This window comes from Bilifractor sp. HCP3S3_D3 (assembly GCF_052063915.1).
Taxonomy (GTDB): Bacteria; Bacillota; Clostridia; order Lachnospirales; family Lachnospiraceae; genus Bilifractor.
Window position 1 is genome coordinate 126424 of sequence record NZ_JBQHWP010000004.1, and the last position, 14537, is coordinate 140960.

Sequence of the window (14537 nt, forward strand, 5' to 3'; positions counted from 1 at the left end):
TATGCAAAATAAATTGTTATGCTATAAGCAGTACCACAAACGCAATAAGCATCGAATTGCTCCATTCTGCGGACTTCTGCTGGCTGCTCTCTGCGGCTTCACGGGCTGCGGCACGGAACACAACGAAGCGGTAACTTCCATCTCTTTTTCCCAAGATGACAGCACTGGCCAGTTTGCCGCAGATGACGGGCATACGATCACCATCGGATTTGCGCAGGTCGGTGAGGAATCGGACTGGAGAAGAACAAATTCTGATTCCGTGCGTAATACCTTTACAACGGACAGAGGATATAATCTGCTGTTTGAGGATGCGCAGAACGATCCGGACGCACAGGTGAGTGCGGTCAGCCGGTTCATTCAGCAGGGTGTGGATTATATTGTCCTGGAACCAATTGTGAAAACGGGATGGGATAAGGTACTGGGAGATGTGCAAAAAGCAGGAATTCCTGTCATCGTTGCCGACAGGCAGCTGACATTGGAGGATGATTCGCTTTATACAGCCTGGGTCGGCTCCGATCCGGAACTGGAAGGGGATAAAGTATGTGCCTGGCTGCACGCTCTTGCAGAGAAAAGAGGACTGGATGAATCACAGTTTCGTATTGGTATCATTCAGGGAACAATCGGGTCCAGTCCGCAGATCGGTCGTGAAAAAGCACTTCGCGAGGCGGCGTCGGACTATGGATGGTCGATCGTGGGTTCAGAAAGAGGTGAATTTACGCAGGCTAAGGGCAGAGAGGCAATGGATGCGCTGCTGGAAAAATATCCGGATCTGAATATTGTCTACTGCGACAACGACAATGAGGCTTACGGCGCGATTGAGGCACTGGAGGCCGCAGGGAAAACCATAGGAACAGACATCAATAACGGAGAGATCATGATTGTCGCATTCGACGCGGCGAAGAAGGCACTGTCGTATGTAAGAAAGGGACTCATTGCCTGTGACGGTGAGTGCAATCCTTTTCTCGGGCCGGAAATTGAGAAGGTGATTCTCGCTCTGGAAGAGGGAAAGAGTGTCGAGAAGATCCGGTATGTAGATGAAGGAATATATGCCGGAAACCAGGAGATTCACTCTGTAATTGTAGATGGGAAGACCTATCCTGTGACGCAGGTAACACAGGATCTTCTGGAGAAAAGAGTCTATTAAAGATTTGTTAATCCACACAGGACGCATAATATTGTGATCGGCTTTTACGGACCAGCGATACCGCTGGTCCGTTTATCCGATAAGGGCAATATCGTTCCGATCATCCGTAATTGGCGGTGCTGTTCATCCGGAATAGGCAATGCCGGTGAACATATTTTCAGCGTCGATGCCGTTTACTGTCTGCGGATAAGCGCCGCTATTGTCGACGCGGATGCGGACAATCCGGTTATCGGGTGTGAGGAAATCAACGCTGTCTGTCAGATTGGTCCGGTAATACTGGAGCACAGTACCGCCCGGTATCTCCGCCTGGCGGAAGGTCAGATTCTCCGGGGATCCGGACCGGTCGGAAGCAGTGTCGAGGGTGCGTGTTTCGCGCAGCACGATGTCATTCTCCGATACAGGCGCTGCAGTGTACCATGCGCTTCCGGCGACAGGGTTTCCGTCATCGTCGAGCCGGAAGAGATTTGCGCAGACAGTGGTTCCGAGAAGCTGCGATCTCGTGGACAGGAGAAAACGGTCGGGGTTCAGAAGAACATGATAGTAGAGCCCGCATGAATATTCAGCCGTCATGCCGCCATCGTCGGAACTGTCATGTGCAGCAGTATCCGTTGATGACGGATATGTCGAAGATTCGTGATTGGTCGAACCTGTATCATTCACAGAATCTGTATCATCCGGGGTCCAGACCATGTGCGGAGCAACGCCGTCGGATGAGGCGGACGGAAGTTCATAGAGGTGAACAGTTTCCCAGTCGTCTTCCTGATGTGTGTTGATGAGGAGAAAACGCCTCTCGCCGCGCGTGATCAGATAATAATCGGGTGCGTAATGGCCCGGGAGCTCAAAGGTTCTGGACTGTCCGTTCACCGAAATCGTTATATTTCTTGCCCCGGCTTCATAGCCTTCCTCAGTTGTTGCAGGATCAGACTCAACCTGAAAGCTGCTGAATCCGCGGCCGCTGTCGTCCGTAATGGTCATCGGCACGTATTCCGGAACGGCAACGGCATAGCTGTCGTCCGTCTCCGGTACGAAAGACGGATCAATGATGCCGGAGAGATCCGCATACCTGACAGAAGGTGTCTGGGCGCCGGATGCATAGGCTGTGATGTCTCCGGCGCTGAACCAGAAGGTGACGCCCTTCGGGTCGAGAGTAAATTGAAGACCGCCATAGCTGTCGGTATTGTTCATGATTTCTCGGATCAGTGAGGCGGTATCTCTTGAATCCGTTGCCGAGAAAAGAATGAGATCCGGGTACTGATCTGTGAGTGCGAAGGCTATGATGTCCGGCAACGCGTTCTTATCCGTGAAGACATCATCGATTTTCAGCTCGTTTCCGGTTGCAGGATCGTAATTGCAACCCCTGAGAATGACACTGCCGTGCGCGCCGTGGCTGTAGACATCCGTAAGCGACAGCACACTCAGCACGGATGCGTCCGCACGCTGGACATAGAGCTTCTCGTAATTATGGTAATACGGGTCACTGCCCTCCGGCGCAGGCTCCTCATCCTCGCTCTGTGCCATGACCCGCAGATCTTCGACGGCGCTGTCTGCCTTTGCTGCAACATCGCGGTTCAGGGTGTCTGCGGCGCGGCTGAGCAAAGATTTCGCCGCTGAGGAGAGATCGTCCGTGCCGGTCAGGGGGCCGCTGTAATCGGTCTCGTCAAATGACAGCTGCTGATAGGATGCATCTACCCAGGTCACATCCCCGTCCCAGACACCATTGAAAGTTGTTTCACAGACCAGCTGAAGATCGGAAACGGCCGCAGGGTTTGCAGACTGCCCGGAGACCGGGTCATAGACAGCGGATGGGTCACGGACAGCGGAAGGATCCTTCTCACTGCCACCTGTGGAAGAAGCGGAACAGGAAGACGATGCCGTGAGAGTTTCCGCGGAGGAAGCAGACAGAGCCTGCCGGCTGTCCGTGGAAGAGGCGTGAACAGGCTTCACACTTTTTGCGTCTGTGGAACTGCCGGCAGAAATGCCTGCCGGATCCTGCGCCGCGCCGCATCCTCCCATCACAAAGACAGCAGCAAGCATGCCGGATGTCATGACGTAAAACCATCTTCTCATTTCTTTCCCTCCTCCCGATTCAATCGTAAAAAGTGCGATAGATTTTTCTTTTCTTTTATTCTATCAGACACTATAGCAATACGAAAGAAGGAAGTACTTTCATAACGCAAAATTTTCACATATCCTGGTGTCCGGTTTGTGAGGCAGAATAAGAATTCAAGCCGGTCGGAAGCAGTTTGAGTATTATGCGGTTAAGGTACCCCCGGGATGGTTCGGGACGGGCGCTTCACCGGGGAACCTCCGGTTTCCAATTCAGGAGACGGTCGCGGAAGGCGGTGTATTTTTTCTCGGGCACCGGCAGAATGGTGCCATCGGTCATTGTTATTTCGAAGCGCTTCAGGGAACGCACGTACAGCGGGTTGACCAGATAGCTCACGTGTGCGCGAAGAAGTGAGCCCGAGAAGCCCGACTCATAATACCGGAGCGGCTCAATGGATTTGTAGGTGCCGTCGAGGGCATGGATCAGAGAATGACGTCCGTTGTCCGTGCTTTCAATCCACAGAACCGTAGCGGAGTTGAAAAAGTATGTGATGATGTTGTCACCCTTTCCCATGACGCTTCGGAAGGAGAGCCCCGAATACCCGGTACCGGCGGCATCGATATGAGATTCGGAGGAGGAGCCGGCGTAGACTTTCGGGAGGACAGAGCGATTCTGAGCATTGCCGCTTTCAGGTGCCGCTGGCTCCTCCTCAATGATATTGGATATGTGGATCATGTAAACCCGGGGGATCAGTTCCCGGCTTCCGCTGTCAGTCTGCTCCCTCCGGCATCCCCAGGACATGTGCAACCGCTGATGGTGACGGTCAACCTCACCGTTTTCAAAGTAGGTGTAGACGTCATATTCCAGCATGACCTCCAGGACATTTGTTCCGATGGAGACACTGTGTTCCGTGATGTTTCCCATGGAAAAGGTCGGATGCTGATCCACGGAACGCCATGTGTGGATTATCGTTTCTCTGCCGCGCAGGATCTGATCCTTCCTGGGACCGAACCACAGCACATCCTCGGCGAGGCAATCAAAGAAGGGTTCGAGATTGTTCTTGTAATATTCGGTGATGATGGATATCGATCGCTGAATCAGTTCCTGTCTTTTCATCCTGGTTCTCCTCCTTTTATGGTTTGAGAGCAGTTCTCTGCGCATCTGTTTTCTGTGACAGCGTTTCGCACGAATCAGGGGAGTGGTTTTACCTGAAGGATTTCACAGGTGCCTTATTTTTTTGCGGGGAGCATTCCAAAATCGGTGTCGAGCGATACTTGAACGGAGTATTCCGGGTATCTTTCGGCGGTTTCACTGCGGATTTGATCTCTTACCTGCATGCGGTCGGGCGCGTCGAAGCTCACGACAGTGTCAAAGCGGATTTTCTTCTCGTCGGGATCCAGATAGAAGCCGTGGACCTGTTCGACATAGGGATGGCTCATGGCGTGAGCGGTGATATCCTCGCGGATCCGGATGACTTCAGGATCTGTCGTGTTCTGCGTATAGATACCGATGCCGGTCAGGAATACGCCGTGCTTTTGATATACACGTTGTGTGATTCTGCGTGTGATCTTGTCCAGCTCGACCACCGAGAGAGTATCCGGGATTGCGATATGAACCGAACCGGTGTGACGTCCCGGACCATAATTGTTGAGGGACATATCATATGCGCCAAGGACCTGTTTTTCTTCGAGAATCGTTCTTTCCACGTCCTGCGCCAGTTCTTCTTCCATCCTTTCGCCGAGCATGGACGACAGCATATCCCGCACCATGATCAGGCCCCCGAACAGAATGTCCGCCGAAATCACGATGGCAAGCCAGGACTCAATGGAGACATGGAAAACGGTGTAAACCAGCATTCCGGCGACGGTTACCAGGGACAGCAGAGAATGCTTAAGCTCGGATTTTCCGGTCTGTGTGAGAGCTCTGGAGTCTGTGTGCTGACCGGTGTGAATATCATGGCGCCCCACAACAATCCGTGCGACCATGCTGATGATAATAATCGAGAAGGAATAAACGGTGAAGCGAGGGCGCGACGGATGCAGGACGGACTGAATGCCGCCGAGAATACCGGTGATTCCCGCATAGGCTGTTAGTCCGGCAATGAGAAGTCCGCTGAGATACTCTACTCTTCCATATCCGAAGGGGTGCTTGCGGTCTGCGGGCTTTCCGGCAAGCCTTGCGCCGAGAACTGTGATCACAGCATTGCTTGCTTCGGTGATATGGCTCAGGCCGTCGAGGATCATGGAAACAGATCCGGAAAAGACACCCTCCAATGCCTCGAGGAGTGCCAGGACGACACTGACAAGGATGGCTGTGCGCCCGACGCGGACGATTTCCCGGGTTCTTGTGTTCTGGTGGGTCATATATGAAAACACTCCATTTCTTTTTCTTATTTTTACTTATCCCAATTAGTTCTTTCCTACTATAGCATCTTAAAAATTATCGCGCTATCTGTTTTTCGTCAACGAGTTATATCGTGACGCCTCCGACGGCAAAAATGCAGAGCAGGGAGCAATCCGAAGACAATACGGTATGTAGTGCCCCATCTTCGGGGCAAAATTCCGCTGTATCTGGTTGAGACATCGTCCCATAAGTTGGAAAATGAAGAATGATATTGAGCGCGGTAGTGAAATTAATCTTCCGGTGGAAAAACCTTGCTTTCTATAGTATGATAAAAAATGAACGAAGTTATATATGTACTGGAATTTTGCATTCTGAATAAAGGAGGCTTACTGAAATGAGGGTTACAGAGGACATCCGCTACATCGGAGTCAATGACCACAAGATTGACCTTTTCGAGGGGCAGTATAAAGTTCCCCACGGAATGTCTTACAATTCATATGTAATCATGGATGAGAAGATTGCGGTCATGGACACTGTGGATATCAAGTTCACGCATGAGTGGCTGGACAATCTGGCGGAAGTGCTGGGAGAGCGCAGACCGGATTATCTGATTGTACAGCATATGGAGCCGGATCATTCCGCGAACATCATGAACTTCATGAAGATTTATCCGGACACCGTTATCGTGGCGAACAAGAAGACGTTCGCGATGATGAATCAGTTCTTTGACATGGATCCGTCCATTCACACGGAAGAAGTAGAGAACGGGGGAACGCTCTGCCTTGGAAAGCACACTCTGACCTTTGTGTTTGCGCCGATGGTACACTGGCCGGAGGTTATGGTCACCTATGACAGTACGGATAAGGTTCTGTTCTCTGCTGACGGCTTCGGCAAATTCGGTGCTCTCGATGAGGAGGAGCCGTGGGATGATGAAAGCCGCCGCTATTACATTGGCATTGTCGGAAAATACGGCGCGCAGGTTCAGAAGCTTCTGAAGACTGCTGCGACGCTGGACATCCAGATGATCTGCCCGCTTCACGGACCGGTTCTGTCGGAGAATCTGGGACATTATATTGATCTGTATGACAAGTGGTCTTCCTATACACCGGAGGAAGAGGGAATCGTAATTGCATTCACTTCCGTCTATGGACACACCAGAGCCGCGGTGGAGCAGCTGGCCGAGATGCTTCGTGAGGGCGGGGCGCCGAAGGTTGTGGTTCACGATCTGGAGAGAACGGATATGTCTCTTGCCGTTGCGGATGCGTTCCGTTACAGCAAGCTGGTTCTGGCGACGACGACTTACAATGCGGAGCTCTTCCCATTTATGCGTCAGTTCATTGATCATCTGACCGAGAGAAATTTCCAGAACCGCACGGTTGCATTTATCGAGAACGGAACCTGGTCTCCGCTTGCGCTGAAGCTGATGAAGGAGAAGCTGGCTGGCTGCAAGAAGATGACATATGTCAATACCAGTGTCACGATCCATTCCGCACTGAAGGCGGACAGCAAGGATGCGCTGAAGAAGATGGCGGAGGAGCTGACGATGGATTATAAGGCTCTGTCTACGGAAAAAGCAGCGAAGAATGATATGACCGCTTTGTTCCGGATCGGATACGGCCTGTATGTAATCACCACCAACGACGGCAAGAAGGATAACGGAATGATCTGCAATACGGTGACGCAGCTGACAGATACGCCGAACCGGATTGCCGTGAATATCAACAAGAGAAACTACACCTATCACGTGATCAAACAGACTGGAAAGCTGAATGTGAACTGTCTGTCTGTGGAGGCACCGTTCTCCGTTTTTGAGCGTTACGGATTCCAGAGCGGACGGGCTGCCGACAAGTTTGAGGGAGTTGAGGAGTTCCGCTCCGACAATGGACTGCGGATTCTGCCCCGCTATATCAACGCGGTGATGTCTCTGGAAGTGGAGTCGTATGTGGATCTGGATACGCACGGTATGTTCATCTGCACCGTTTCGGAGGCCCGTGTGCTGTCTGACAAGGATACGATGACCTATACCTACTATCAGAAGAATGTAAAGCCGAAGCCGAAGACAGAAGGCAAGAAGGGCTGGGTATGTACCGTCTGCGGCTATGTCTATGAGGGAGAGGAGCTCCCGCCGGACTTCATCTGCCCGATCTGCAAGCACGGAGCTGCGGATTTTGAACCGATCGGATAAATCGAATAATCCGTACGGAAACATAACAGATTGATTCCAGGCAAAAGAGAGGTACAGAATGGAAGAAGTATTTGAATTTTTAAAGAACGCCGGAACCTGGTATCTGGCGACCGTGGATGATGAGGGAAATCCTCAGGTGCGTCCCTTCGGGGCGCAGAATATCTTTGAGGGAAAGCTGTATATTCAGACCGGACTGAAGAAGAACGTGGCGAAGCAGCTGTTGGCGCATCCGCATATCGCAATCAGTGGGATGGCCAAGGGCAAGTGGATCCGCCTGAATGCGGAGGCGGTTTATGACGAGAGGATTGAGGCGCAGCAGGCGATGCTGGACGCAAATCCGGAGCTGAAGGATATGTATGCGGCCGGAGACGGCAATACCGCTGTTTTTTATCTGAAGAACGCAGCCGCGTCGATCTGCAGCTTTACTGAAGATCCGGTAACGGTAACGTTCTGATTTTCATGACAGATGGCAAGGGATTTTATCTATGTCATGGACCTGCTGGGAACGTGCGCCTTTGCGATTTCGGGGGCGATGACGGCGATTCAGCAGGGACTGGATCTCTTCGGTATCATGATTCTGGCTCTGACGACAGCGGCCGGTGGGGGCTTTATCCGTGATCTTACGATCGGGAATCTCCCGCCGGTGGTGTTCCGGGATCCGGTCTATATCATTCTTTCCTTTGCGACTGCAGGCGTTGTCTTCGTCGTGTTAAAGCTTCAGAGGCGACGGCTTCATCTGGAACGGCTGAAGAGCATTTATGAGCGGGCGCTGCTGATCTCGGATACCCTGGGATTGGCAGCGTTTACGATTGATGGTGTCTCGGCGGGACGGTCTCTGGCGCAGACCAATCTCTTCCTTTCCGTTTTTCTCGGGGTGGTTACCGGGATCGGGGGAGGAATACTCCGGGATCTGTTTGCGGGAAAAAAGCCCTATGTCTTTGTGCGGCATGTATATGCGCTGGCTTCTGTAGCAGGTGCTGTGGCTGCCTATCTTCTTCCGCGCTGGATCGATTTCAGCATGGCGATGATGATCAGCTTCGGGATTATTGTACTGCTTCGCTACCTGGCGGCACATTTTCGTTGGGACCTTCCGAGAATTTCCGGGTGAGGAAGCGGACAGAATGACAGGGCCGTGTAGATTTGCAGTGCCGCAGATGGAACGTCTGTGACCGGAGCAAGGAAGCGGCGTGGCGGCAATGTAATAACGTAATGTAGATGGAATTTTCTGAGGAAAGATTTTTCTGCAGAACAGATTTTTCCGCAGAACAGATTTTTCAGGGCATCGAAGGAGCGGGGCTCAGAGATGGCAGAGATGATGTATGGGGACATTCCCGGTATAAATAAGAAGGTGTCGAGGATTTTTTTTGGAACAGCCGGTGATACCTTTTTGAAAGGGCTGGACAATAACGCGCTTCTCGACGCGGTTTTTGATGCGGGAGTGAATGCTTTTGATACGGCGCGGCAGTATATGGATTCGGAGAAATCTCTGGGAAAATGGATTTCCGACAGAGGAAATCGTGACCGGATTGTTCTTCTGAGCAAGTGCGGGCATCCAGGCCTGGGCGGAAGGAAGAGGATCAACGAGAGGGAGATCCGGAAGGATTTTGAGAAATCAAGCCGGTATCTGTGCACGGATTATATTGATATCTACCTGCTGCACCGGGACGATCCGGATGTGGAGGCCGGCGTGATTGTGGAGATCATGAACGGCTTGAAGGCGGAGGGGAAGATCGGAGTTTTCGGAGGATCGAACTGGACGCACCGGAGAATAGAGGAAGCGAATGAGTACGCTTATAAGCATGGCCTGGTTCCGTTTTCTGTCTCCAGCCCGAATTTTGGGCTGGCAGATCAGGTGGCGGATCCGTGGGGCGGCGGCTGCGTTACGATTTCCGGTCCGTCAAATGAGGAGGCGCGAAGCTGGTACCGCAGAACACAGATGCCTGTCATCGCGTATTCCAGCCTTGGGCGCGGTCTTTTCTCGGGAAGGGTACATGCGGACGCGCCGGAGAAGGCGGGGGAAATTATGGATACGGTGGCGATGAAGGGTTACTGGTGCCCGGATAACCTGGAGCGGCTCCGCAGATGTGAGAAGCTGGCGGAGAGAAAGCACTGCACCGTGCCTCAGATTGCGATGGCGTGGATCTTCCGGCAGAAGATCAATGCCTTTGCCGTAGTAAGCACCCGGAAAATATCGAGAATGCAGGAAAACATTGAAGCGCTTCACATCGATCTCACGGAGGATGAGGTTCTGTACCTGGATTTGAGGAGTAAGGATGTCTGATCCCTGTGATGCTTCTAAACAGCGCGACAAACGGGGTTTGCTGCGGATCGTTCCGTGAGGATCCGGTTTGTGCTGCAATTCTTAAAATACAAAAGCTATATCAGATACAGACCGCCTGATAAAATATATAAAGTTTTATCAGATACAGACCGCCTGCGTTGAGCGGATCAGGTGATGGGAGAAGAAGCAAGTCTGTTACCGCTGTATTTAATGAAACATCGGGAATGTTTTGTGCGGTTTGGGTGATGGAGGATGAGAGGGATAGAAAATGCGTGGACCAAAGCCACTGAGCACAGTAACAATTGATCCGGAGGAAATCCGGGCGGACCGCAGGAAGAGCAGGAGGTTTGATCAGTGCGGTCTGGGAGAGAAGGCGATTTACGTCGGAGGATGGCTGACCCCGAGAAGGTTTTATGTGCCGTATTCTCAGGTGACCCATGTGTTCAAAAGAGTGGCGGTCAGCAAGGGCAGTGGGAAGGCGTTTCTCACGCCGATTCTGTATCTCGTAGTCCGTTACGATGATGGAAAGGAGAAGCAGTGCAGTTTCCGGTACCTGAATGAAGCCGATGAGATGCTCACGGAGCTGGAACGAACCCACCCGGAGATTTCTCTGAAAAAGCCCGGAAGTGAGGCGGCAGATAGGGAAAAGGAGGAGAGACGTCGGAGGCTGGATTCGGTCGTTCTGGAGGGAGAAGCGGCACGCGCGGCGCGGAAGCTGGAAAACGCGAAGGAAATTCTGAATAAGAGACCGGCGCTTTACAAGGAGCTGATCGCAAGAGCCAGGATCAAGAGAAGCTGTGATCTGATCCGTCCGGGCTGGCAGGCCCTGGCTGCGGTGATCCTTGCCGCGGGCATCTGCTGCATTGTCGGTTCCCTGGCCGGTCTTCGTGCCGGGCTCCCGAAAATGACCGCAATCATGCTGATTCTGATCGGCGCGGCAGCAGTTCTGATGATGGTGAACAGCAGAATTCTTCCCACGCCGGGCAGGAACCGGAGATCAGCGGAACGGGCGTGGGAGAAGGCACTCGACAATATGCAGCACCACATCAACAGCTATCCGGGGTTTCCGCTTCCTGCCTGTTATTGCCATCCGGCTGTCTGTGACCGGATGATCCGCATCCTGAAGGAAGAGCGGGCTGCTGATCTGGATGGCGCGCTGGCGGTTCTGAAGGAGGACCTGAAGCAGATGGATCACACCGTACAGCTGGACAGACAGGATTATGATGAGGTCGTGCGGATCAAGCCGCTCTTCCTTGTCAGCGATTACCGGTGAGAGTACGGCGATTTTGTTTGGCGGTTTTTCGATGATTTTCTGACCGGCGGGATCGCCGGTGTGGTACAGCGATATAGGTAAATATAAGGATATATGCATTGTGCAGCCCCGGGGACGATTGTGTGTAAGTAATCGTTTTCGGGGCTGATTGCGTGCAAATTATTGCAGAGAAAAACGTTTTCGAAACAAAATAATTTTTTCTGTAACGAAAACAATAATAAAAATTTCGGTGTTTTCGTGAGTTCTGCCGTCAAGACCAAAAAATCAGCAGAAATAACCTGTTTCAGACAAAAAATTATCGAAAATAAAAAAACTATAAAAAAATGATTATTTTTTGATGAAAAGCAGGTATAATAAAAAGTAATTATATATCCCACGGCGTTAAGGATCAGCGGACCGTGGGAGGAAAAGGAGATACGCTATGATCACATTTATCATCGGTCTCGTAATCCTTTTCGTAGGCGGCGCACTCTACGGAAAGCTTTGCGAGACAGTCTTCGGCCCGGATGACCGTGAGACACCGGCTTACGCAAAACAGGACGGTGTGGATTACGTTCCAATGAAGACCTGGAGAAATTCTTTAATTAACCTTCTGAATATCGCAGGTACCGGACCAATCCTGGGACCGATTCAGGGTATTCTGTTCGGACCGATCGCATTCCTTGCGATCCCGATCGGAAACGTCATCGGCGGTTCGATGCACGACTATTTTTCCGGTATGATCTGCACCCGTGACGGCGGTACACAGATGCCGGATTTTGTGAAGAACTACACAAATAAGGCTGTGTTCTGGCTGTATGATGTATTCATCTGCCTGCTGCTGCTTCTGGTCGGCGCGGTATTCATCTATACGCCGGGCGACATCGCCACAACACAGATTTTCGGATGGAGCGGCGCTCCGACCGATCCGACAACCTGGATTGTGTATGCGATAATCTTTGTTTACTATCTGATTGCCACGGTATTCCCGATCGATAAAATCATCGGACGGATTTACCCGATTTTCGGTATGATTCTGGTATTTTCTGCAGTTGGTATTTTCATCGCGATTTTCGCGAGAAGCTATCCGCTGACAGAGCTGTGGGGCAGCTGGAATACAGCGGTGAACGGCGCTGGATTTGATTATGCTTCTTACTTCAGTGCCGGTCATTTCATCCCGATCTTCTTCGTTACGGTTGCCTGCGGTATTCTGTCCGGCTTCCATTCGACACAGACCGCATTGATCTCCCGTACCATCGAGAGCGAGAAGGAAGGCCGCATGACCTTCTACAACATGATGGTTGTAGAGGGATTCATCGCGATGTGCTGGGCAGCCGGCGCAATGGCTATGATCAACCTTGGCGCGGCAAACGGCGGCGTTACCATGCAGCAGGTTGACGGCGTTTGGTCATTCTTCGGAATGGTCAACGGCGAGCTTACAAAGATCAGCGCGACCTCAGTGGTAGGTGTGCTCTGCAAGAATGCCCTTGGTCCGGTAGGCGGAATCATCGCTCTGATCGGAGTTATTGTACTTCCGATCACTTCCGGCGATACCGCTCTGCGTGCTCTGCGTCTGACTCTTTCCGATACCTTCCATCTGAAACAGGACAGCAATGCAAAGCGTATCGGACTGGCAATTCCGGTATTTGCTCTGGTTGCAGTCATCCTTGTATGGGCAAAGTTCGATGCGAACGGCTTCAACATTCTTTGGAGATATTTCGCATGGTCCAACCAGATGATCTCTCTGTTTGCACTTGCCGGCATCGGCGCATGGATGTGTGTCAACAAAAAAGCAAAGTTCGTGTGGATGCCTCTGATTCCGGCGGCGTTCTATGCATTCGTTACATCCTCGTTCATTCTGAACGCAAAGATCGGCTTCAATCTTCCGTGGCCGGCGGCATACGGAGTTGCGGCGGCATTTACAATTGTTTATCTTGTTGTTATTCTGATGAATGGCAAAAAGAAAGCTGGCGAGAGAGCGGCAGCATAAATCGTAACACAGGCCATTCCGGATGGATGGAATGGATGAATCTGCAAGCTGCTGTGCGTGACAACTGAATATGACAGGAGGGGGACAGCCATCAGCCATCTGTGCGGGCTGTCTCCTTTTTGATATAATAATGCGGTGGTATTCATGCGGCGGTGGATTTATTCTGAGGGATTCATGCGGTGGTGTATTTATGCGGTGGTATTCATGCAGCGGCAGTGGATTTCCGTGTGCCTTGAAGGCCGTGCATGGACAGCGAACTGGAATAGGAAAAAAGGAGCGTTAATCAGATGGGTGATACGGAAATGATCAGTTTTTTGAAAAAGGAGGGGATTTCGGACCGGATACTTTCGGAGGTCGAATCCTTCCGTTCTTACTATAAGCTGAATCCGGGAATGGAACGGAGGATACCGGATCCGATGTACCATTACTACGGAGCGGATGTGTGGGAAAAAGCACTGTCTGCGCTGCTGGTCGGCGAGCATCTGCTTCTGTCCGGTCCGAAGGCTACCGGAAAAAACGTTCTGGCGCAGGATCTGGCCGCGGTTTTCGGGAGACCGGAGTGGGATATTTCTCTTTATATCAATACAGATGCCGCTTCGCTGATTGGAACGGATACGTTTGAGAACGGCGCGGTTCGCTTGCGGAAGGGACCGATTCTGCGGGTGGCAGAGGAGGGCGGTTTCGGCGTTCTTGATGAGATCAATATGGCAAAAAATGAATCGCTGGCTGTTCTTCACGCCGTTCTGGATTTCCGCCGGGTCATCGATGTTCCGGGATACGACCGCATCTGCCTGAATGAGGCTTCGCGGTTTATCGGGACCATGAACTACGGGTACGCTGGAACCCGTGAGGTCAATGAGGCACTCGCCTCGCGGTTCCTGATCATTCAGATGCCTGTCATCAGTGAGGAGAATCTGAAAAAATTGATTCGCGACAAGTACCCGGATATCCGGGAGGAGTACGCGGAGCAGTTTTCGCAGCTGTTCCATGACATTCGCAGAAAGTGTGAGGGAGGCGAGATTTCCACAAAGGCGCTGGATCTGCGCGGGCTGATGGCATCGATCAATCTGATCCGCCACGGCCTCGGCGTCATCGACGCCATTGAGCTGGGAATCATCAACAAATGCTTTGATGACTATGAGCGGCAGCTCGTCAAGGATATGATTACCGTGCGTTTTCCGGGAGATCTCGGGAGAGATAAAATCTTTTGCGACTGAGTACAGCTGCCTGCGCAGCGGGCAGCGCGTGTCGGAATTTGACGGGAACGGATCTTCAGGCAGCTTGTGTTGGAATTT

Annotated in this window: 11 protein-coding genes; 8 read left to right on the forward strand and 3 right to left on the reverse strand. The window is 51.8% G+C overall.

The window, feature by feature from the left end; all coding sequences use genetic code 11:
• The first annotated feature begins 1 nt into the window (after position 1).
• Positions 2 to 1144, forward strand: coding sequence for an ABC transporter substrate-binding protein (locus ACTNDI_RS03765; protein WP_441099418.1), 1143 nt, complete (start codon positions 2 to 4; stop codon positions 1142 to 1144).
• Positions 1145 to 1267: 123 nt separating this feature from the next.
• On the opposite strand, the gene ACTNDI_RS03770 is transcribed toward ACTNDI_RS03765, so the two are convergent.
• The 3 genes from ACTNDI_RS03770 to ACTNDI_RS03780 form a co-directional block, all read right to left on the reverse strand.
• Complete coding sequence (locus ACTNDI_RS03770) at positions 1268 to 3211, reverse strand: hypothetical protein (RefSeq protein ID WP_441099419.1); 1944 nt, start codon at positions 3209 to 3211, stop codon at positions 1268 to 1270.
• A 226-nt stretch (positions 3212 to 3437) separates the two neighbouring features.
• Complete coding sequence (locus tag ACTNDI_RS03775; RefSeq protein WP_441099420.1) at positions 3438 to 4307, reverse strand: LytTR family DNA-binding domain-containing protein; 870 nt, start codon at positions 4305 to 4307, stop codon at positions 3438 to 3440.
• Between the two features lie 113 nt (positions 4308 to 4420).
• Positions 4421 to 5554 (reverse strand): cation diffusion facilitator family transporter, encoded by a 1134-nt coding sequence (locus ACTNDI_RS03780; RefSeq protein WP_441099421.1) that lies wholly within the window; start codon positions 5552 to 5554, stop codon positions 4421 to 4423.
• 374 nt (positions 5555 to 5928) lie between these two features.
• Between ACTNDI_RS03780 and ACTNDI_RS03785 the strand changes: the two genes are divergently transcribed.
• From ACTNDI_RS03785 to ACTNDI_RS03815, 7 genes are all read left to right on the forward strand, one after another.
• A complete protein-coding gene (locus ACTNDI_RS03785) occupies positions 5929 to 7719 on the forward strand; it encodes a flavin reductase (RefSeq protein WP_441099422.1) in 1791 nt (596 codons plus the stop codon).
• Positions 7720 to 7777: 58 nt separating this feature from the next.
• Positions 7778 to 8173, forward strand: coding sequence for a pyridoxamine 5'-phosphate oxidase family protein (locus tag ACTNDI_RS03790; protein ID WP_441099423.1), 396 nt, complete (start codon positions 7778 to 7780; stop codon positions 8171 to 8173).
• A gap of 12 nt (positions 8174 to 8185) precedes the next feature.
• Positions 8186 to 8827 carry a trimeric intracellular cation channel family protein gene (locus ACTNDI_RS03795; RefSeq protein ID WP_441099424.1) on the forward strand — a complete coding sequence of 214 codons (642 nt, stop codon included), beginning with the start codon at positions 8186 to 8188 and terminating at the stop codon, positions 8825 to 8827.
• Between the two features lie 195 nt (positions 8828 to 9022).
• Positions 9023 to 10000, forward strand: coding sequence for an aldo/keto reductase (locus ACTNDI_RS03800; RefSeq protein WP_441099425.1), 978 nt, complete (start codon positions 9023 to 9025; stop codon positions 9998 to 10000).
• A gap of 268 nt (positions 10001 to 10268) precedes the next feature.
• Positions 10269 to 11273 (forward strand): ATPase P, encoded by a 1005-nt coding sequence (locus ACTNDI_RS03805; protein WP_441099426.1) that lies wholly within the window; start codon positions 10269 to 10271, stop codon positions 11271 to 11273.
• A 421-nt stretch (positions 11274 to 11694) separates the two neighbouring features.
• A complete protein-coding gene (locus ACTNDI_RS03810; RefSeq protein WP_441099427.1) occupies positions 11695 to 13242 on the forward strand; it encodes a carbon starvation CstA family protein in 1548 nt (515 codons plus the stop codon).
• 287 nt (positions 13243 to 13529) lie between these two features.
• Positions 13530 to 14459, forward strand: a complete 930-nt coding sequence (locus ACTNDI_RS03815; RefSeq protein ID WP_441099428.1) for an AAA family ATPase — start codon at positions 13530 to 13532, stop codon at positions 14457 to 14459.
• The last annotated feature ends 78 nt before the right edge of the window (positions 14460 to 14537 follow it).

Excerpts from the sequence above, each read along its gene's own strand:
- ACTNDI_RS03765 (WP_441099418.1), top strand. The coding sequence starts at position 2 with ATGCAAAATAAATTGTTATGCTATAAGCAGTACCACAAACGCAATAAG.
- ACTNDI_RS03770 (WP_441099419.1), bottom strand. The coding sequence starts at position 3,211 with ATGAGAAGATGGTTTTACGTCATGACATCCGGCATGCTTGCTGCTGTC.
- ACTNDI_RS03775 (WP_441099420.1), bottom strand. The coding sequence starts at position 4,307 with ATGAAAAGACAGGAACTGATTCAGCGATCGATATCCATCATCACCGAA.
- ACTNDI_RS03780 (WP_441099421.1), bottom strand. The coding sequence starts at position 5,554 with ATGACCCACCAGAACACAAGAACCCGGGAAATCGTCCGCGTCGGGCGC.
- ACTNDI_RS03785 (WP_441099422.1), top strand. The coding sequence starts at position 5,929 with ATGAGGGTTACAGAGGACATCCGCTACATCGGAGTCAATGACCACAAG.
- ACTNDI_RS03790 (WP_441099423.1), top strand. The coding sequence starts at position 7,778 with ATGGAAGAAGTATTTGAATTTTTAAAGAACGCCGGAACCTGGTATCTG.
- ACTNDI_RS03795 (WP_441099424.1), top strand. The coding sequence starts at position 8,186 with ATGGCAAGGGATTTTATCTATGTCATGGACCTGCTGGGAACGTGCGCC.
- ACTNDI_RS03800 (WP_441099425.1), top strand. The coding sequence starts at position 9,023 with ATGGCAGAGATGATGTATGGGGACATTCCCGGTATAAATAAGAAGGTG.
- ACTNDI_RS03805 (WP_441099426.1), top strand. The coding sequence starts at position 10,269 with ATGCGTGGACCAAAGCCACTGAGCACAGTAACAATTGATCCGGAGGAA.
- ACTNDI_RS03810 (WP_441099427.1), top strand. The coding sequence starts at position 11,695 with ATGATCACATTTATCATCGGTCTCGTAATCCTTTTCGTAGGCGGCGCA.
- ACTNDI_RS03815 (WP_441099428.1), top strand. The coding sequence starts at position 13,530 with ATGGGTGATACGGAAATGATCAGTTTTTTGAAAAAGGAGGGGATTTCG.